This window comes from Spirosoma radiotolerans (assembly GCF_000974425.1).
Classification (GTDB): Bacteria; Bacteroidota; Bacteroidia; order Cytophagales; family Spirosomataceae; genus Spirosoma; species Spirosoma radiotolerans.
On record NZ_CP010429.1, the window covers coordinates 572806 to 594551 of the forward strand.

The window sequence follows — 21746 nt, forward strand, 5'->3', positions numbered from 1 at the left end:
GTAATTGTTTTTGTTGGTTTTTGATTCGGTTGGTAATCAGGATATTGAATGTTTATCCCCGGATGAGATGTCCGTCGCGATTACATGGCAAAAGTGACCCTCTGATGGCCTCATTATCAACTATTTCGCTCTGAATGGTACCCGTTTGGTTGTTGAATCGTAGGCAATGACCAATGAGTCGCTTTGGCGCTCATCAACCATATATTGCGCATGTTGAAATGGAAACGCGCTAGATTACACACCACCACGGTTAGCTGATGGAAAGCCGCCACAATTTGCTCTGCAACTTGTTTGCCTGTGTACAGCCGATTCAATCAATACATCGCTTGAGACAAGCTACGTATGATACAGCACAGCCCTCCGTAAATCGATACTGAAAAACCGAAGAATGACTTGTGTAGCCAGATAGCTACATGTATATTTGTAGCCAAATAGCTACGCAATGAATTTAAGACGAGATGTATTCCAGGCTATCGCAGACCCGACCCGAAGGGCTATTCTGCTGTTGGTGGCTTCCCAATCCATGACCGCCGGAGCCATAGCCGCCAATTTTGACTCTGCCAGGCCGACCGTGTCAAAGCACCTGCACATACTCACCGAGTGCGAATTGCTCGAACAGGAGCAACAGGGCAGGGAAATCTATTATCACTTAAATGCGCAGAACATGAAGGAGATAGCCGATTTTATTGAACCCTTCCGCACGATGTGGGATGACCGATTTAACAAACTAGAAGCGATCATGAAACAACACCAACCCAAGGAGTAGACTACTATGGAGCTAAAAACAAGGGTTCATGCCGAAGCTGGCAAACAGGAATTGGTCATTACCCGGGAATTCGATCTGCCCGTGGAGCTGCTCTTTAAAGCCTATGTAGAGCCTGACATTGTGGAGCAGTGGATGGGCACCAAAGTGCTGAAGCTTGACAATAAAAAGCATGGTAGCTGGCACTTTGAAACCACCGATCCCAAAGGAAACAAACACGATTTCCATGGGGTCATTCACGAATTTGTCCCGAACCAGAAAATCACCCGGACATTTGAAATGGAGAACTCCCTCGCTTCGGCCGTCCGGTTTCCTGCTCAACTTGAATTTCTGGAATTTGAAAAACTTACGGACAAAACCAGCAAACTCCGTATGCACATCGTGTATCGGTCGGTCGCGCTCAGAGACCAGATGCTACAGTTACCCTTCGCACAAGGGTTAACCATGGCCCACAACCGATTACAGGATTTTTTTAACAACTAAACCGAACCAGCCCCAGCTAGAAAAATCGTTGGCATTAATTAATAACGAGCATAAAATGGAACTCTCGATCGAACAACAGGAAGCGCTACTTGGCTTATTAAAAGCCCGGTTTGAGAAAAACAGGAATCGCCATAAAGGTATTACATGGGCCAACGTTCGGGCAAAGCTGGAAGCGAATGAGAAAAAGTTGTGGTCACTCGATCATATGGAACGTTCGGGTGGCGAACCGGCTCTTGTTGGTCAGGATAAAAAGACGGGCGAATACATTTTTTATGATTGTGCCGCTGAAAGTCCGAAAGGGCGCCGAAGTATTTGTTACGATCATGAAGCGCTGGAGTCAAGAAAGGCTCATAAACCAGAAAACAGCGCTGTTGAAATGGCGGCCGATATGGGTATCGACCTGCTGACGGAAGAACAATATCAGGAGTTGCAGACATTTGGGAGCTTTGATACAAAAACATCAAGTTGGCTGAAAACGCCGGATGAAGTCAGAAAACTTGGTGGGGCTATCTTTGCTGATTTCCGCTTCGGTCGTGTCTTTGTGTATCACAACGGTGCAGAATCGTACTATGGTGGCCGGGGGTTCCGTGGCGTACTACGGGTTTAACTGTTGTTCAGGACTATTTACAACCGAGTTCAAAAATGGCCCGCCAAACTATCCCGTCTGATCACAGAATTGGCTGGATAGTTTGGCGGGCGTTAACTTATAACAGGATTAGATCAAACAGACCAATTGCCAGCATTTAAGGCCATTAAGTGGAAGTTAATTTACCCGTATACACTCGATATCATAGTCGGATCATAGCTCTGTTTGCATTAAGCTGGCTAAAAATGAATTATCGTGCAGGGAAGGCAATAAACTATAGCCTGCCATCCTAACCCGTTGCTACCGGTTGATGGTTTGTTGCACGATCGACAACGATCTTACCCGGCCCCGCTTTTCCTCTATCTCTTTCAGATCTCCGCAGTCAAGTCCACATTTGCTCCCTCGAAATTCACTTCCTGTTTAATTGCTCTGGACGACTGTCCATGCCATATCAATAATACAGTAGAGCCTGTTCTACGGACTACTGTCGATCCTGTTTATTCTGTAAGCAACTGTAAAAAGCAAAAGCCTGAAGACGTACAGTTTATCTGGTTGAATAAAGTATAACGAACCGTAATAAAGTAAAACCGGGTGTTATTGAGAAACGATGTCGTATAGGGGACATTTGTCATACAAAGGCCGCCAAAAGACAGATGTGCCAGTTCATTTTATACGTAACACGCTCCGTCATATTCGTCTTTCAGTCAGGCGTTTGTAAATCTTTTTTCGCAACTCAACATACTACACCGCTAGTTCAACCGTCGCGCTGACCAACTCACACGTACTTACATAAATCGTTACTATGGCGTTTACCAGAAGTATCGATGGGGTGAACTTGACGAACACCCTGTCAGGGCTGCTATTGTCTTTGAAAAATGAAAATGACAAGGGCATTGTATTTATTTCGGGGGCTGAGAACGAGGCAACAATGGCTTATAGCGAATTGCTTACACAGGCCCTGTCAATGCTTCATTATTTACAGCTTAGTGGTGTAAAGCCGAAGGATGAAATCATCTTTCAGGTGGATGATAACAAAGCGTTTTTGATCTCATTTTGGGCCTGTTTGCTGGGGGGCTTTACGGCTATACCGCTACCACCCGGGCAGCACGCGGAAAGTGAAGCCAAGCTGGCAAGGGTCTGTTCTATTCTCACCCATCCGTTCATTCTCACGTCTCAATCGCTCCGTCATAAAGTAGATAAAGTACTGATTGAGCATGGCCTTTGTGTTCATGTATTGGTCTATCAGGATACCAGAAACCAGGAAGTAGCAGGTGAACTGTATGAAGCACAGGAGGATGATACTGCGTTTATACAGTTTTCATCTGGTTCCACCGGATCTCCTAAGGGGGTGGTACTCAGTCATAAGAATCTCCTGACAAATATTGCCGCTATTGTGGAAGGGGCTGCCCTTAAGCCAACCGACAGGGCGCTTAGCTGGATGCCGCTGACGCACGATATGGGGTTAATTGGCTTCCATCTGGTTCCGCTGGCAATTCAAATACAGGCATTTCTGATGCCGACGGATTTATTCGTCAGGTACCCAGTACTCTGGATGCGTAAAGCTTCCGAACATCGTAGTACTGTTACGTCTTCGCCGAATTATGGATATCAGCATTTTTTAAATCAGTTTAATGCCGCAACTCAGTACGATTTCGATCTGTCGTCGCTGCGATTAATATTCAATGGGGCAGAGCCAATCAGGGCTGATGTATGCCGAAATTTTACCAAAGCGCTGACTCCCTATGGCTTATCCGGGCATGTCATGTTTGCGGTGTATGGTTTGGCGGAGGCTTCGTTAGCGGTCACGTTCCCCACACCTGAAAAGCCGCTTTCCACTCTTTTTGTCTCTCAGAAGTGCCTGGGTCCCAGTGACAGAATTAGGCTGACAGAACCTGGCCATACCGATAGTTGCGAACTAATAAACTGCGGCAAACCAGTCCCTTATTGTGAGCTTGCTATTCGAAACAGCCAGGGAGAGAACCTTGAAGACGGCCAGGTAGGGTATATACACATCAAAGGCGATAACGTAACCCGGGGCTATTATCGTAATCCTGAAACTTCACAAAAAGTAATCGGTCAGGACAACTGGTTAAACACAGACGATTTAGGCTTCATTTACAAGGGGGATTTATATGTAACTGGCCGGATGAAAGAGCTAATCGTCGTCGCTGGTCAAAACATTTATCCGCATGATATCGAGCGCATCGCTCAGCAGATTGAAGGTATCGACGCCGGTAAAGTAGTTGCCTGCGGGATTCCGGATGCGGTCACCGGAACGGATAGCCTGGCCTTGTTCGTGCTATTCAAAAAGAACGGTAACGAGTTCTATTCACTGGCCAAAAAGCTCAAAAGACATATCGCTTCACAAACCGGGATTGAGGTGAAGTATGTCGTGCCCATCAAAAAAGTTCCGAAAACTACAAGCGGTAAAATCAAACGGGTGGCACTGGCCGATGAATTTATGGCAGGAACGTTCGATAGTGAACTAAAAAACCTGGCATTGCTGGATGAGCAGGCCCGATCACCTATGCCCTCCACGGCTGGCAAACCGCTGGCTACGGAGGCTATTTCGGCAAAGCGTATCGCCCAATGGCTCACCGAGTGGCTTGCCAAACGATTGGAGGTTGGTATTCAGGAAATAAACGTATATCAGTCGTTTGCCGAGCAGGGCGTCACCTCGCTGATTGCCGTTGAAATGGCCCAAAGCCTTGAAGCTGAGCATGGACTTGTGGTTGATCGCACAAGTGCGTGGAACTACCCGACTATTGATCAGCTCTCGAAACACCTGACTAGCCAGAGTCATTCCGAACTGACCGGCAGCAGCTTAGCTGAAGGGTATGTGCACGAGCCCCTGGCTATTGTAGGAATGGCTTGCCGTTTTCCGGGCGCCGACACTATAGACGACTTCTGGACCTTACTGGAGGGTGGCCGAAACACCGCTTCGGAAGCCGACGTAACGCGATGGAATGCGGTAGCCGTGGAAAGGCTGACCCAGCCACATAAAAATAAAACGATCACCCGGGGCAACTACCTTGACGGAATTGATCGGTTTGATGCCAGCTTCTTCGGCATTTCCCCTAAAGAAGCCTGCGCTATGGACCCCCAGCAGCGGATTCTGTTAGAAACCACCTGGCAGGCGCTGGAAGATGCCGGTGTGCCCGAAAACGAATTGTCCGGTCGTGATTTCGGGGTGTTTATCGGCGTTAGCCATTCGGATTATGCCGGTTTTACCATGAATGACCTGGCCGCATTGAACGCGTATTCGGGTACTGGAAATGCCCTGAGTATTGTGGCCAACCGGGTTTCGTACGTATTCAATTTAACCGGTCCGAGCATAGCGATTGATACGGCTTGTTCATCATCTCTGGTAGCCCTGCACCAGGCCGGCCAGCATTTACGACTAAATGAATGCAGCATGGCCATCGTTGGCGGGGTGAACCTGATCATAAGCCCGGCGCTCAATGTTGTCTTCTCGCAGGCGAACATGCTGTCCACAGATGGTATTTGCAAAACATTCGATAACGGGGCCGATGGCTACAGCCGGGGCGAAGGGTGTGGCGTTGTTATTCTTAAACGACTTTCGGATGCCGTTAAGGATGGGGATAGAATTCAGGCGGTTATACGAGGATCGGCGGTCAATCAGGATGGTAAAAGTAACGGGCTAACTGCCCCAAATGGGCTGTCGCAACGGCGTGTAATCCAGAAAGCGTTACAAGTTGCTAAGGTAGAGGCATCCGAAATTTCCTATGTAGAAACGCATGGCACCGGTACTCCGCTTGGCGATCCGGTAGAGTATCAGGCACTGAAAGAAGCGCTCAGCGAAGGGCGATCTGCCCATAAACCGTGCTGGATAGGATCCGTGAAAACAAACATCGGTCATCTGGAGTCGGCAGCAGGCATGGCTGGGGTGATCAAAACCGTACTGGCGCTTACGAAGAAACAGATTCCGAAGCATCTCAATTTTGAGATGGCCAATACCTACCTGAATTATGACGTAGCGTCGTTCTTACGAGTAGCCGACAAACCCATTCCCTGGCTTACGGAAGGTGAAACCCGCAAAGCGGGTGTAAGCTCCTTTGGCTTTGGGGGCACCAACGCGCATATAATTCTGGAAGAGGCCGATTCTTATACGCCCGCAAACCCTGCGAGTGAGCCTCTGCGTAACTATCCATTTTTACTGTCCGCTAAGACCGATACGGCCCTGCGGGCAAAGGTGCTGCAATACGGTGAGTTTCTTCGGACGACTTCTTTATCGTTCAGCGATGTCTGTCATACGCTGGCCTGCAACCGAACTCATTTTTCATACCGGGCCAGTTTCATCGCATCAGGAAAAGAAGAAGCCATCGAACAGCTTCGCCATCTGAACATAACACCCGTTTCTCCTGACGCTCCGATTGCTTTTTTCTTCTCCGACTGCCCCACGTTCGCTAAACTGAACCTAACCGACATATACGAAGAGCTACCCTCTTTTCGCAGCGTGGTGGGTCGCTGTAGTCAAACGCTTGGCGTACCCGTTGCGGCTATACTGACGGGCGAAGGAAATTCAAGTAGTGAGCACGTGTGGCAATCGGCTTTTTCAAAAGCGTATGCACTAATGACTTACCTGTGTGATTTGGGTATAAGCCCGAATTCGGTGAGTGGGATTGGCCTGGGTGAAATCCTGGCCGCCTGTACCGCCCAGGTCATCTCGGTAAAAGAAGGCTACTACCTGGCCACGGCCATGGGCCAGCTCGCCGATGGGAATAAACAAGCGTTGGCTACTGCCTTAGAGACGATTACGTTAAACCAGCCTCAGCTGACTATGAAAGCAGCCGGAACAGCGGATGCCCTCAACGCCGATGGTTTAACCAAAGCTTACTGGGCAGAGCGTCTGCTTAACGCTGCATCTGTGGTCGCTGTAGAAGACCATGCGCAACCGAATGAAATCAATATTGACATAGCCCGAATAAAAACTAGCGCGACTACCAATTCGGCGGCAGTTGATGAGACGAGTCATGTAGTGAATGAGCCTGACCGGAATCTGGTCGTTGCGTTACTGACCCGTTTGTATCAGAAAGGAGCCACTATAAACTGGCCTGCCTTGTTTGAAAATGTCGGGGGAAGAAACGTGCGTTTGCCCGGCTATCCATTCGAGCGCAAGCCCTATTGGGTAGACCTAAAAAAGCGCATCGAGTGGCTTCATTCAGACCTGCCCGTTGCGGATGATGGGCAGGTTGGTATCAAGGATTCGCTGGATGAGCATGTCTATCTACCACAGTGGGTCAGCGAACCTCTGCAATCGCCGGCCAACCCCTCTAAACGAACGTGGCTCATTTTTGCGGATAAAAAGGGAGTAGGAACGGAGTTAGCCAGAAAATTTGAACAGAATGGCCACAAAACCATAAAGGTGTTCAACGGTAACTGCACCTTTAAAATTGATGAGTCTACGTATCAGCTCGATGGTCAGAACCCCGACGCATTACAGGTTCTTCTGCAGGACGGCGTAATCCACCAGCAACCGAACGGCTTTATTTATCTCTGGGCTGCCGATGCCGATACGAATGCCCGCCATTCTGAAACGGCTTTTCCGGCTTATGCCCAATTCCTGAACATAATACGGGTAGTAGGCCACCTGCCTTGTACCGACCATACTCCTTTTTGGGTGGTTACCCAGCCTGTTTCTTCGGTTGATGACAGCGTTTCTGAGTCGCCTTACTGGGGTTTTGCTAAATCGGCCTGGCTGGAATATCCGCAACTAAAGGGTGGCATCATTACCATGGATAGTCAGCATGGCCCGGCGGTTGTTGACAGGATCGTTAGCGAGTTGGTAAGCCAGCAAAGTGAAGATAGTGTCTGGTTTGACGATGAAAACCGACGGGTGTATCGGCTGAAAAAAGCGTCACCCCTTTCGGAGTCACCCTTGACATTAGATCGTACCGGTCTGTATGTCATTACCGGAGGACTTGGTTTTCTGGGTATCAAGTTCCTGCAATGGATGGTTGCCCACGGAGCACAGCATATCGTGCTGACCACCCGCAAAAACATACCACCCGAGGCAACGTGGGCAACCCTGCCCGAGGATTTCCAGGGGCTTGCTGCCCTGAAGCAGGTAAAAGCATTCAGACAGGGAGGGATCGACGTAAAAGTAGTAACGCTGGACATCGCCAGCCACGATCAGCTACGTGAGTTCATCGCATCCGTTAAGCTGGATGGATTGCTCCTGAAAGGCGTAGTACACACAGCCGGGGACAGCGAATATCGGTCTATTGAAACCATTGATCCACAGGCTATAAGCCGAATTCTGCAACCCAAGATTGTTGGTGGCTGGAATTTGCATCAGGTAACAAAAGATGCAGATCTGCACTTTTTTATCTGCCTTTCCTCCATTACGGCCATTTGGGGTGGGAAAAACCAGGCTTTATACGCTGCGGCCAATCAGTTTCTGGATGGGTTGTCCATACATCGAAAAGCATTGGGATTGCCGGGCTTAACCGTTAATCTTGGGCCAATTGCCGGTGGGGGCATGGCTGGCGACAGTACCACCATGTTCGAGAAGGTTGGCATTCAGGCTATGGATGCTGAGGCCATATTCCCCGTGATAAGTAAGCTCATTGCGTCGGCGGAGTCACAGGCTGTACTAGCCAGAATTGACTGGGATAAATTCGACGCTGTTTACCGAATGCACGCGGTGAGTCCAGTCCTCATGATGGCAAAAGTGCCTGAGCCTAAGCACAGAGACGAAGGCGGACAAATGGCCTCGGAGTCGTTAAAAAAACTGGAAGCCCTGTATCCAGCCGACAGACATACGTACCTGCTGGAACTTCTGAATGACAAAGTAGCCGACGTATTAGGCTACCGAACCGGGCAGCGTGTACCTCTGGATATTGGGTTGTTTGACCTGGGCCTGGATTCAATCATGGCGCTAAGCCTGAAAGAAAGTCTCGAAAAAGAATTCCAGGTCAAGTTAAAGCAGACGGTCGCGTTCAACTATCCCACGATCCATCGGATGGCGAATTACCTGATGAGCGAACCGCTGGCGGCTTACTTCGACCAAGAGCCCGCCGTTGTGGAAGCTGTGCAGACGGATCATTATCGGGTTGATCACCAACGTCGGCAAACCGATGACCTGGAGACGCTTACTGAAACGGAACTGGAGTTAATTCTCAACGAACAAATCAACAGATTTTTATGAGCGCAACGAATCCCGAGCTTGTTCGCAAGGCGATTTTAGCTATCCGGAGCATGGAAGCTAAGCTTCAGGCAGCCGAAGAGAAAGCCAATGAGCCGATTGCTATCATTGGCATGGGGTGCCGCTTTCCGGGCGGTGCCAACGATCCCGAAACATTTTGGAACCTGATCAAAGAGGGCTTTGACGGGATCTCCGAAGTACCGGCAGACCGATGGAATCTGGCCGAGTATTTTGACGCTGACCCAGCCAGTGGCGGAAAGATATATTCAAAATACGGCGGGTTTCTGGCAGATGTAGACAAGTTCGACGCTCGCTTTTTCAATATTTCGGCCCGGGAAGCCGAAAGCCTTGACCCTCAGCAACGGTTACTTTTAGAGGTGAGCTGGAAAGCCCTGGAAAACGCGGCCATTGCGCCGGAAGCACTTAATGGAAGTGATACGGGGGTTTTTATTGGTATGACTACCAACGATTACTCACACCAGATCATTGAGACAGGCCAGTCGAAGCAGGTAGATGCCTATTTCAATACCGGCAATGCCCTCAATGTTGCCGCTGGCCGCATCTCCTATTCCTTTGGTTTCAACGGGCCCAGCATGGTGATTGATACGGCTTGTTCTTCGTCGCTGGTCGCTATTCACCAGGCTTGCCTGAGTTTACGTAATGGCGATTGCACGCAGGCGCTGGCGGGTGGCGTCAGCCTCCTGCTATCGCCGGTAACCAGTGTAGGTATGTCGCGGATGAACATGCTTTCGCCGGATGGCCGATGTAAAACGTTTGACGATCGGGCCAACGGAATCGTACGCGGAGAGGGCTGTGCGGTAATTGTCCTGAAGAAACTGTCGGATGCAATAAACGATAAAGATTGCATCTGGGGAGTGATAAAAGGTTCGGCCGTTAATCAGGATGGCGCCAGCGGAGGCTTAACAGTACCCAACGGTAAAGCACAGGAGCAGTTAATTGAAAGAGCGCTTTCCTCGGCCCGTATCAATCCGGCGGATGTGCGTTTAGTGGAAACACACGGCACCGGTACCCCGCTTGGCGACCCCATTGAAGTACATGCGTTGAGCACTGTTTATGGAAAGGGCCGCGATGCCAGCCAACCCTTGCTGCTGGGCGCCCTGAAAACTAATACGGGGCATCTGGAGGCCTGCGCGGGCGTAGCAGGTGTCATTAAAACAGTGCTGTCGATGAAACATCGGTTGATTCCGGCTCCTATCCATTTCAATACACCTAATTCAAGAATAGCCTGGGATAGTTTATCGGTGATGGTGCCCCGCGCCAATCAGGTCTGGGATACACCCCTCGATAAAAAACGGATTGCAGGGGTTAGCAGTTTTGGTTTCAGCGGTACAAATGCGCACCTGATTATTGAGGAACCTTCTGTACAGGAACCTGCCGAACAGCGCATCAATTCGGGAATAAACCTGTTAACGATTTCAGCCAAAAACCCTGAGACGCTGGATAAACTGGTACAGCAGTATGCAACGCTGGTCAGTAATACGGCCGATGATGCCATCAGTAACCTGTGTTATACGGCTAATACCGCTCGAAATCATTTTGAAAGCCGTTTGGCAATCACGGCTGCAAACCGGCAGGAACTTAGCGAGGCACTTGGTAATAAAGCGCTGCTTGAGCAACGTACGGCTCGGGTAGTAAAGGGGACACCGCAAAAAATAGCTTTTTTATGCACGGGTCAGGGCTCGCAATATGCCCAGATGGGAAAGGAGCTGTACGAAACACAACCCGTTTTCAGGAAAACACTTGAGCACTGCGCTGCGCTTTTTGCAAAGCTACAGGGCGAATCGCTGATTGATCTGTTGTACAAACCAGAACTTCAGGAAAAGATCAACCAGACCCAATATACCCAGCCTGCATTGTTTTCGGTAGAATACGCACTGGCTGAATTATGGAAAAGCTGGGGAATTAAGCCATCTGTACTGATTGGGCATAGTGTAGGGGAATATACGGCCGCTTGTCTTGCGGGCGTGTTCAGTCTGGAAGAGGGCATGCGTCTGATTACGGAACGCGGACGCCTAATGCAGAGCCTGCCCGCTGGCGGTGGCATGGCTGCCCTGTTTACTGCCGTAGAGGAAGTCCGTGCGGTCATAGCGCCCTATGGCGATAAAATAGCGATAGCGGCCATAAATGGACCTGAGCTAACCGTAATATCGGGGTATGAAGACGTAGTGGAGCAGATTGCCAAAACGTTTTCAACCAAGGGCGTGCGTACCAGCCGGCTGGTCGTGTCTCATGCGTTTCACTCACCGTTGTTGTTGCCCATACTGGATCAGTTCAGAGCCGTTGCCAGTACGATAACGTATAACCGGCCCCAGATTAAGATCATCTCCAACCTTACAGGCAACGTTGCCGATTCAGACATCTCAACGGCAGCGTACTGGTGCAGACACCTACTGGAGCCGGTGAACTTTTATGGAGGCATACAGACCCTCCTGCAGGATCAGACGAAGATTCATCTTGAGATCGGCCCTACGCCAAACCTGACGGCCATGGTTCGCAACTACGTAACGGGCGAGGATAAGCTATGGCTGTACGGTCTGCATCCAAAGAAACCGGACTGGACGTGTGTACTGGATAGCGTAAGGCAGCTTTATCTGAACGGGATCGACCTGAACTGGCAGGCGCTCTACGAACCTTTTCAACTGCGCAAAGTCCCGCTGCCCGCCTATCCTTTTCAACCGGAAAGACATTGGTTTAACAAACCCAGTACGCAAAACGAAGGCAATTCGATCCTTACCCAAAGTTTTTCAGACAGACGCGATGATCAAATCTCCAAACCTATGCAGGGAACATCTACTCACTCACATTCAGAACTTTCCACAATGGCTGAATCAAAAGCTGGAAGTCTGGAGACTCTTAAAACAATTTTAGGTGAGATTCTTCATGAAAAACCGGAATCGCTCGATATCCACATGCCATTTCTGGATATGGGCGCCGACTCCATTGTGCTGGTTGAAGCCCTCAAAAAGATTGAGACTACGTTTAATGTCCAGCTGAAGATAAGCCAATTGTTTCAGGAATTATCTACGCTGGACAGCTTAAGTGACTACGTAGCTGCCCGCCAGCCTGCTAAACAACCCGCCAATTCGGTTAGCCAACCGACCAGCCCAGCTTTATCAGCCGACTATACAGCGGTGAGTCACACGACGTCTCCGGCAACTGACCAGCTCAATGGGCATCGCGTTTCAGAAGGGCCGGTAGAGCACAGCGTGCAAGGGGTATTGATGAAGCAACTCGATGTTTTGCAGCAAACCATGGCGGCTCAATTACAGATGCTCAACCAGGTTCCGGCGCAAGCCCCGCAGAACAGTCCAGCGCCCGTAGTAAGGGAGCACACGGTTGTGCAACAAGCTCAGCCTGAGCGGACAAAAGGTAACTCCAGTCAAATCAGTGCTGCTGAATCAACGAGTAAATTCAATGCGATCCGTTTGCAGGAAGACCGGGAGTTAACACCTGCTCAGCAGCGCTACCTCGACGAACTGATTGTACGATACAACGCAAAAACGTCTGAATCGAAAACGTACGCCCAACAATACCGCCCCGTTCTTGCCGATTGGATCAACTCGCTGGGTTTCCGATTGTCGATCAAAGAAATGATCTATCAGATCGTCTCCGTGCGTTCGGCGGGTTCCCGATTCTGGGATTTGAACGGAAACGAATACATTGATCTGGCGATCGGGTTTGGCGTCAATTTCTTTGGAAATAGCCCTGAATTCGTTAAGAAGGCCGTATCCCGCCAGTTGGAAGAAGGCTTCGAACTGGCCGTCCAGTCGGACCTTGCCGGCGAAGTTGCTACGCTCATCAGTGAGTTGACGGGGTTTGAACGCATTGCCTTTTCCAATACGGGTACCGATGCGGTCATGAACGCCCTTCGTATTGCCCGTACGGTCACGCAGAAGCAAAAGGTAGTCATTTTTAAAGGGTTCTATCACGGAACGTTCGATGGCTATCTGGCAGAAGCGGTGCAGGATGGCGGATTGATATACAGCAAACCAGCCGCGCCGGGCACTACGCCTGGTATGATTGAGGATGTGATCCCGTTAAATTACGGCAGTGAGGAGTCGTTGAAGTATATAATCGATCATGCAGGCGAACTGGCGGCCGTGCTGGTTGAGCCCGTGCAAAGCCGCAGGCCTGGCCATTTCCCGAGGGAGTTTTTGCTGAAGGTTCGCGAGATTACTGAGCAGTATGGCATTACGTTTATTTTAGACGAAATCATAACTGGCTTCAGAAGTCATACGGGTGGTGTACAGGCCATGCTGGGCATTAAAGCCGACATCACGACGTACGGTAAAATTGTTGGCGGTGGCATGCCCATCGGGATTATTGCCGCCCGGTCAAAATACTTAAATGCCGTGGATGGCGGCTGGTGGCAGTTTGGGGATGCCTCCTATCCCGAAACGCAGATGACGCTGTTCGGAGGAACATTCTGCAAACATCCTCTGGCGCTGGCTGCGGCAAAGGCCGTGCTCCTAAAGCTCAAAACCGAAGGCCAGGCGCTCCACGATCAGGTGAACAACCGGACCAACCGGCTGGCTCAGGAGATAAACGAGTTTTTTGAGCGCATGAACATAGCGATCCGCGTGGTACATTTCGGCTCATTGTTCAGGTTTGAACCATTCGGTAAATACAACCCGCTATTGCAGCCTATCGAGTTAGATATCTTCTTCTTCTCGCTGATAGCCAAGGGCGTGTATACCTGGGAGAGACGAATCAACTTTCTGTCGGTAGCTCACACGGAAAACGACGTTACGGTTATTGTTGCCAAAGTCAAAGAAGTGATCAACGACATGATTGCTGGGGGTTTCTTCCCCGAGGCAACGAAACGGCCGCAAGGCTACCCAATCAATGGGGTGGTGAAGGTCAATGGCCATGCGGTGGCGCAGCAGGAAGGGCATTTGCAGACGCAGAAAACGAACGGCTCAGCGTCGTCGGAAGCAGTGTTGGCCGATGCACGCATTTTGCCGGTAACGGCTGCTCAAAAGCATTTGTGGGTACTTGCTCATTTGAGCAGAGAGGGAGGGGCTGCGTATAACGTTCCGATTACCATTCGGTTAAAAGGTCGGCTTGATCAGCAACATCTTTTGCAGGCGCTACAATGTATTGTTAAACGGCACGATTCCTTGCGGACTACGTTTAGTGCGGATGGGACCCAGCAGATTATCCACAATACAGTTCCCGTTGACATCCATGTTAGCCGAATCACGCAGGCCGATAACGCCGAAACAGCCATAGAGAATTGGCAAAAAACGAGCAATAGCCCTTTCTTCGATTTTGTAGAGGGTCCGCTCTTTCGGGCTGCGCTCCTGGAAATAAGTGATGACGAACATCTGTTTACGTTCGTTGCTCATCATAGCGTATACGATGGCTGGTCGGCGGGGGTGCTGTCTGCTGAGCTTGGCGATTTTTACTCTAAACTGGTAAACAACGAGGCTCTGGAAGTCGTCCCTGTTGCCCAGTTCAGCAACTGGCTGACATCCCTTCCCGCTGTTTCAGATGACACACCAACCCGTTATTGGTTAGACGTATATGCTAAGCCGTTAGCAGCTTTGGAACTGCCTCTGGATAAGTCGCGTCCGGCGATGAAGACCTACTGTGGCGACAGTAGCCAGGCGACGTTGCAGCCTAAGCTGACCGATATGATAAAAAGAGTCGCGAAGCGACATGGCCTAACTCCGTTCATGATGCTGTTTGGTGGATACGCCTTGCTTTTGCACAAGCTTACCGGTCAGAGCGATTTAGTAATTGGTATACCGGTAGCCGGTAGGAATCTGGAAGAGGAAGCGACGTCGATTGGTTACTATGCCCAGGTTCTGCCGATACGCTTACAGATTGATAAGTCACAAACGATCGAAGCCTTCTTACGTTACGTACGGAACATATTGTTGCAGGCTTTTGACAATAGCGCCTTCACGCTGACTGATCTATTGAATAGCTTACAGCGGCAGGGGGATGCCGCCAGCACGCCGATCGTGAGCACGCTTTTCAATGTAAACCCCGGCAACCTGGTGTTGCCTGAACTAGAAGGGCTGGAAACCAGTGTTATCGATAAGAAAATTGGGTACACGCCTTACGAACTGCTTTGGGACATAACCGAGAGTGACGGTGCCTATAGGCTCGATTGTGATTATAATGCTGATCTTTTCGTCGACAGGTCAGTAAAGCGGTTCTGCACGTATTACGAACAAATCCTGGTGAACTTATGTGCGGAGGCTACTTTGCCAATCCGCCAGCTGGACTACCTGCCTTCGGCGGAGAAAGACCTGCTGTTGAACGGATACAACGATACCGTGCGTCATTACGAAAAAGGCCTTGTTATTCAGGAATTTATTGAAAAGCAGGTGCAACGAACTCCCCACGCGGTGGCCGTAATGGATGGAGAGAAAACCTTATCGTATGAAGACGTAAACCAGAAGGCCAACCAATTGGCCTGGTACCTCAGAACACAGCACGGAGTAGGGCCCGGTAGCTTTGGTGGCATTCTGTTAAATCGCTCCTCCGACTTGCTGATTGCTATGTTGGCGGTGCTGAAATCAGGGGCGGCTTACGTTCCGATTGATCCAAGGTACCCGACTGAACGTATCGACTTCATCTGTAAAGACAGTAATGCCGCTGTTATCATTACCGACAGCAGGCTGGCCTCGCTTATTTCTGCTGATTGCCCATCGGCTATCATGTCGATGGATGAGCAAGTGAATGCCCTTAATCAATGTTCAACTGAAAATCCGGCGATTATCAATCAACCCGCCGATGTCGCTTATCTCATCTATACCTCCGGTTCGACCGGCAAGCCCAAAGGGGTGATGATCCGTCATCTTAATACAGCTGCGTTCTTTCACTGGGCCCAGGAGGAATTTAAAACGTCTGATTATGAGGTAGTATACGCTACGTCTTCTGTATGCTTTGACCTGTCCGTTTTCGAGTTGTTATTCACCTTAACGACCGGTAAACGTGTCCGGATACTGTCATCGGCGCTGGATATAAAAAAGTATGTCGGCCAGGATCATAAGGTGTTACTGAATACCGTTCCGTCGGTGATTGAAAACTTACAGAAAGAAAAGGTAGACCTTACCACGGTTACGGTAATCAATCTGGCGGGTGAGCCTCTGCCCGAACGCATCGTTAAAAGCCTGGACTGCCAGCGGATCGAAGTTCGAAATTTGTATGGCCCTTCGGAAGATACAACCTACAGTACCTACTACCGACTTGTGGGCGACGAAACCATCATCCCCATCGGGAAACCAATCGCCAATTCAAAGGCTTACATTGTTGATGAAGACCTCAATCTGCTGCCGCACAACGTTATCGGTGAGATTTGCCTTTCAGGCGATGGCGTTGCGGCAGGCTATCTGAATAACCCAGGCTTAACCGAACTCAAGTTTATCGACAACCCCTTCGAACCAGGCACGATTCTGTACCGTACGGGTGATTTGGGGCGGTGGATGAGCGATGGAACAATCGAGTTCAGGGGACGGAATGATTACCAGGTGAAGCTCAGAGGCTTCAGAATAGAACTGGGCGAAATTGAAAAAACGCTTGAAAAGTATACCGGGATTGTGAAAGCAATCGTGGTCGTGTCAACCGTAGGGCAGACGGAGTTTCTGACAGCTTATTACACGGCCGAACATACGCTTGAAACTGGCGACTTAAAACGGTTTCTGGAGAACTCATTACCGGGCTATATGGTCCCTTCTTTTATGGTCCAGCTAAAAGAATGGCCTTTGAGTGGGAATGGAAAGATCGACCGTAAGGCATTGCCAGCGCCGTTGGCTACGGCCGGAAAGGCAAGGGAAATGGTATCGGCAGGCTCTGAGACAGAGCAGACCTTGCTCGAATTGTGGGAAGAAGTTCTGGCGATAAACGCCATTAGTGTTACGGATAATTTTTTCGAAATAGGTGGCCATTCGCTGAAAGCCAGCCAGTTGATCTTTAAAATACAGACTGTTTTAAACACGAAAATCGAGTTCAAAACGCTCTTTGAGCAACCGACCATACGCAGTCTTGCCCGCTATCTGAACGAGGCTGACAAACACGAGCGGGTCGAGTCGTTGCCAAAGGCGCCCGAACTACCATCGTACCCCTTATCGGCCCCGCAGAAACGACTGTGGATGTTTTCGCAAATCCATGCTGACCATAGCGTATATAACATGCCGGGGGCCTTCAAGGTGGTAGGTAAACTGGAAAAGGAAGCGCTGAAAAAAGCCTTCACGGAGTTGATTGACAGGCATGAAAGTCTGCGCACCACGTTCCATTTTTTGCAGGGCGAACCCCGCCAAACTGTGCAGCCTATTGAGGCTTTGGCCATAGATTTTACCACCGAAGACGTATCGCAACTAGCCAAGCCGCTGCTGCGGGCCCAGCAACTGATGCAGGCAGATGTGACCACTTCATTCGATATTACAGCCGGGCCGCTCATCCGAATGAAGGTCTACCGGCTTGCAACTGCCGAACACCTGGTGTACGTCAATATGCACCACATCATAGCCGATGGCTGGTCTGTAAACGTGATTCTGTCGGATATTCTGACGTTGTACATGGCCCAACTGAAAGGACAGGAAGCGACCCTGCCCAAACTGGCGATCCAGTACAAAGATTTTGCGTATTGGCATTATCAGCGCTTTCATGAACTGGCCAGCGCCAGCAAAATTTACTGGACACAAAAGTTAAGTGGCGATCTGCCCGTGCTTGAACTGCCGTCCGATTTCTCCCGTCAGGGAACAAGAACGTACGAGGGTAAAACGATTTACCTGCAACTGGATAAACAGGTAACAGAGCAATTGGCCGCCTATAGCCAGAACCAGCATGCTACGTTGTTTATGACCCTGCTGACGGCCGTAAATGCGCTGCTGCATCAGTATACGGGTCAGGAAGACATTATTGTGGGGACTGCGCTGGCCGGTCGCGAGCACCCGGATTTGCAGGCGCAGGTCGGTTTCTACGTGAATACGTTGCCCATACGCACCACGTTCTCCGCTAGTCAGTCAATTGACGAGGTGCTGGCCCAGGTAAAGCAGAATGTAATCGAAGCGATTGAGTATCAGCTTTACAGCTCCGAAGATATTGTTGAATGGCTACCGCAGGAGCAAGAGCGTACAAACACAGCCCTGTTTAACGTCATGGTGAGCTATAACGAATCATGGGTCGGAACGCAAAAGAGTGCCTTGACTTTGGATACGTCGGCCGGTGGGGCATCAAACGCCACGGAAGTTGAGCTGCATCCACTGCCGTCGTCAACGAGCAAGTACGATTTCTCGTTCGAGTTTACCAAGAACAGCAACGGCCTGCTGATCGGAGTTGAGTACAGTAGCGATCTGTATTCGGAAGCCCGCATGCAACGGATGATGCAGCACTACGCCAACATATTGACGACCATCTTAACGGCATCAAACCAGGCTATCCGTGAAATCGACATAGTAACGGAGCCGGAAAAACACCAGATTATCCATCAGTTCAACGATACGCAGACTAGTTATCCCGCTCAGGAAACGATTTCCCGGCTGTTTGAACAGCAGGTCAGGCAAACGCCCGGTGCACTGGCTGTAGTGTTCAACAACTGCCGTTTCACCTACGAAAGCCTGAATCAGAAAGCGAATCAGCTGGCGAATCATCTGGCTACTTTTTATCAGATACGGGCTGGCGATCGGGTAGGGGTGATCACAGGCAGAAGCTCCGATACGATTGTGGCTTTTCTGTCTATTCTGAAATGCGGGGCGGTGTATGTACCGCTGGATGAGACTCTTCCGCAAAGCAGATTGCAATTCATCATTGGCGATACATCCTTGAAAGTCGTGCTGTTTAATGAATGGACGGCTGATCGGGCCAGTATATGGCTGGACATCCCGGCCGTTAACTTCTCCTCACTCGAGCCGGAACTGGTTGCCTATGTCGACTCAGATCCTGCCTTTACTGGTAAGCCCGAGGATGTGGCCTACGTCATGTATACATCGGGGTCAACCGGGCAGCCCAAGGGCGTGATGGTTACCCAGCGCAGTGTGGTTCGGCTGGTTAAAAACACTACTTATATCAGCTTCCGGAAGGAGGAGAGACTGCTGCTGACCGGCGCTATATCGTTTGATGCCACCACGTTCGAACTATGGGGTATGCTGCTGAACGGAGGCTGCGTGTACGTATCCAGCCTCGATGAGCTGATGGATATAAGCGTTCTGAAGCGAAACCTGTTGCAGCATAAGATCAGTACTGTGTGGTTTACCGCGTCCTGGTTCAATCAACTGGTGGATCTGGATCTGGCGCTATTTTCGGGGCTTAAAAATTTGCTTATCGGCGGAGACAAACTGTCGCCACGGCACGTAAACTTGCTTAAAACGGCTTATCCGGAGTTACGTATCATCAATGGATATGGCCCTACCGAAAACACTACGTTCTCCATTTGCCATACAATAAACGAATACTACACAACGGATATACCCCTGGGCAGGCCGATTGCCAACAGCCGGGCATACATCATCAACAAACATCAGAAGCTATGCCCCATTGGTGTACAGGGAGAAATCTACCTGGCGGGTGATGGTCTGGCGCTGGGGTATTTGAATCAGCCTGAGCTTACGGCCAGCAAGTTTGTATCCATCGCTGCGTTACCCGGCGAAACAGTATACCGCACGGGCGATTTAGGGCGCTGGCTCGACAACGGCGAAGTGGCGTTCATGGGGCGCAATGATTCTCAGATGAAGATAAAAGGCTTCCGCGTCGAGGCTGGTGAAATCGAAGCTGTTTTACTGCAGCATCCTGGATTAGAAAAGGTCATTGTTACCGCCCTGACCCGCGAGGATGGCAGCAAAGAACTCGTGGCCTATTATACCGCAACAGTTCCTGTCGAAGAGAAAGCGCTGGCGATGTATCTGAAAAGCCGAATGCCCGATTACATGGTTCCGGCTTATTGGGTACAGATCAGCGACGTGCCGCTAACCGCCAATGGCAAGGCCGATCTGCGGGCACTACCCGCGCCGACAAAAACACGTGTCGACACCTGTAGTTCGCAGGAAAACGAGCAAACTCCTACGGAAAGAGCGCTGGTTTCTCTGTGGAAAGACGTGCTGGAAAGAGAGGGCTTTCAACTAACCGATAACTTTTTCGACGTAGGCGGACATAGCCTGAAAGCGATGCGGCTGTTGGCGAAAATCAACAGTAATCTGGCCCCTCTGTTCGATTTGAAAGCGCTCTATACCTATCCTGTTCTTTCGGATATGGCAAAGCAACTAGAAAACCTTGCGGGTCAATCGACACATCAGGTGATTGTACCACTCCCGCAACAGGACTCTTATGCGTTATCGTACCCGCAGGAAAGTATGTGGACTGCCATCCAGTTTGATACCCAGCCAGCCGCCTATAATATTGCCGGTGCCTACCTAATTAAAGGGGATATCAACCACGCGGCTTACAGCGTGGCGCTGGATAAAATTATCAGACGACATGAAAGCCTGAGGACCAATATTGTCCTGGTCGATGATGAGCCCCGCCTGAAAATCCAGGCCGCGACTGAAAGCAAAGTAGTCCTGACGGATCTGCGGGGTAGAGAAGCGCCTTATCTGGAAGCAATACGGGCCATCAATGAACTGGCAAACCAGTGTTTTAATCTGGAAAAAGACCCGCTCATTGTTAGTTATTTGTTCAGAATAGCGGATCATGAATACGTCATTCTGATGAATATTCATCACATCATAGCGGATGGCTGGTCGATGGATATCATCATTTCAGAGCTGCTGCTGGCCTATCAGGCTCTGATTACCGAGCAGACCTATGCCTTCAAACCTTTGCTTGTTCAGCATAAAGATTATGCAGCATGGCAACGCACACACTTAACCGGCGAACCCTTACAGCAACTGGTCGTGTACTGGAAAAACAGGTTGGGGACGACTAATCCGGTGCTGGCCCTGCCGGCCGATTTCAACGTACTATCGTCGGGCACGTCATCCAGCATTTTTGAGTTCATGATCGGTAAAGAACTCAACGACCAACTGGAAGCGCTTGCTAAAAAACAGAATACAACCCTGTATGCGACCTTATTAACGGCTTATGCCGTGCTGTTGCATGGGATTACGAAACAGCCGGACATGATCGTGGGCACATCAGTAGCCAGCAGGCCAAGTCTGGATCTGCAAAGTATGGTCGGCTATCTGGTCAATGTAGTGCCGGTTAAGTGCAGCGTTGACACACAACAGACGTTTGCCCAACAGTTGAACCAGACCAGCCGCGATTTTACCGCTGATCTGTTTCATGCGGAGTTGCCGTTTGACAGGTTACTGAGAGAAATTCAGGTGGGACGTATAGCCGGGAAAACGCCCTTATTTCAGACGCGCTTTATTTACAGTGATTTTGAGAGCAGTGTCGCCCGCCTGAATAATCAGCTCAGCGGTGGTGATACCCCGCTACAGGTTTCAAACATCAGTTTGCCGAGCCTGGGGGCTAAGTATGAAATCGATATGCGCCTGACTCGCGAAGGCACTATGTTGGCCGGACAGATTGAGTACCGGAGCGATCTGTTCAAACCCGCTACGATAAAGACTCTCTGTAGCCAGTATCTGTCTTTATTACAGGCTATTACCGCGAACGACAACCTGCCTGTTCATGAGTTGCTGGCCCCAATTGTTAACCGGGATGCGAAGCAAAAGCAGGCCGCTGCGCTAACTAAGCTCAAAAGCATTCCCTCCATCGGGATGCTCTAAGAGGACGCATCAGAAACCAGACAAACCTATTATTCAACTATCTATTTG

5 protein-coding genes are annotated in these 21746 nt (G+C 50.0%); all 5 read left to right on the top strand.

What is annotated here, in order from left to right; all coding sequences use genetic code 11:
* The first annotated feature begins 442 nt into the window (after window positions 1-442).
* The 5 genes from SD10_RS02280 to SD10_RS02300 all read left to right on the top strand — a co-directional run bounded on the left by SD10_RS02280 (window position 443) and on the right by SD10_RS02300 (window position 21698).
* Entirely contained in the window at window positions 443-766 is a 324-nt protein-coding gene (locus SD10_RS02280; protein ID WP_046375498.1) for an ArsR/SmtB family transcription factor, read from the top strand.
* A gap of 6 nt (window positions 767-772) precedes the next feature.
* Window positions 773-1246, top strand: a complete 474-nt coding sequence (locus SD10_RS02285; protein ID WP_046375499.1) for an SRPBCC domain-containing protein — start codon at window positions 773-775, stop codon at window positions 1244-1246.
* A gap of 55 nt (window positions 1247-1301) precedes the next feature.
* Window positions 1302-1853 carry a DUF4256 domain-containing protein gene (locus SD10_RS02290; protein WP_046375500.1) on the top strand — a complete coding sequence of 184 codons (552 nt, stop codon included), beginning with the start codon at window positions 1302-1304 and terminating at the stop codon, window positions 1851-1853.
* 781 nt (window positions 1854-2634) lie between these two features.
* Window positions 2635-9003, top strand: a complete 6369-nt coding sequence (locus tag SD10_RS02295) for a beta-ketoacyl synthase N-terminal-like domain-containing protein (RefSeq protein WP_046375501.1) — start codon at window positions 2635-2637, stop codon at window positions 9001-9003.
* A complete protein-coding gene (locus SD10_RS02300) occupies window positions 9000-21698 on the top strand; it encodes a hybrid non-ribosomal peptide synthetase/type I polyketide synthase (RefSeq protein WP_046375502.1) in 12699 nt (4232 codons plus the stop codon). Before SD10_RS02295 ends, SD10_RS02300 begins: the two co-directional genes overlap by 4 nt.
* Window positions 21699-21746 lie beyond the last annotated feature (48 nt).

Excerpts from the sequence above, each read along its gene's own strand:
- SD10_RS02290 (WP_046375500.1), top strand. The coding sequence starts at position 1,302 with ATGGAACTCTCGATCGAACAACAGGAAGCGCTACTTGGCTTATTAAAA.
- SD10_RS02285 (WP_046375499.1), top strand. The coding sequence starts at position 773 with ATGGAGCTAAAAACAAGGGTTCATGCCGAAGCTGGCAAACAGGAATTG.
- SD10_RS02295 (WP_046375501.1), top strand. The coding sequence starts at position 2,635 with ATGGCGTTTACCAGAAGTATCGATGGGGTGAACTTGACGAACACCCTG.
- SD10_RS02280 (WP_046375498.1), top strand. The coding sequence starts at position 443 with ATGAATTTAAGACGAGATGTATTCCAGGCTATCGCAGACCCGACCCGA.
- SD10_RS02300 (WP_046375502.1), top strand. The coding sequence starts at position 9,000 with ATGAGCGCAACGAATCCCGAGCTTGTTCGCAAGGCGATTTTAGCTATC.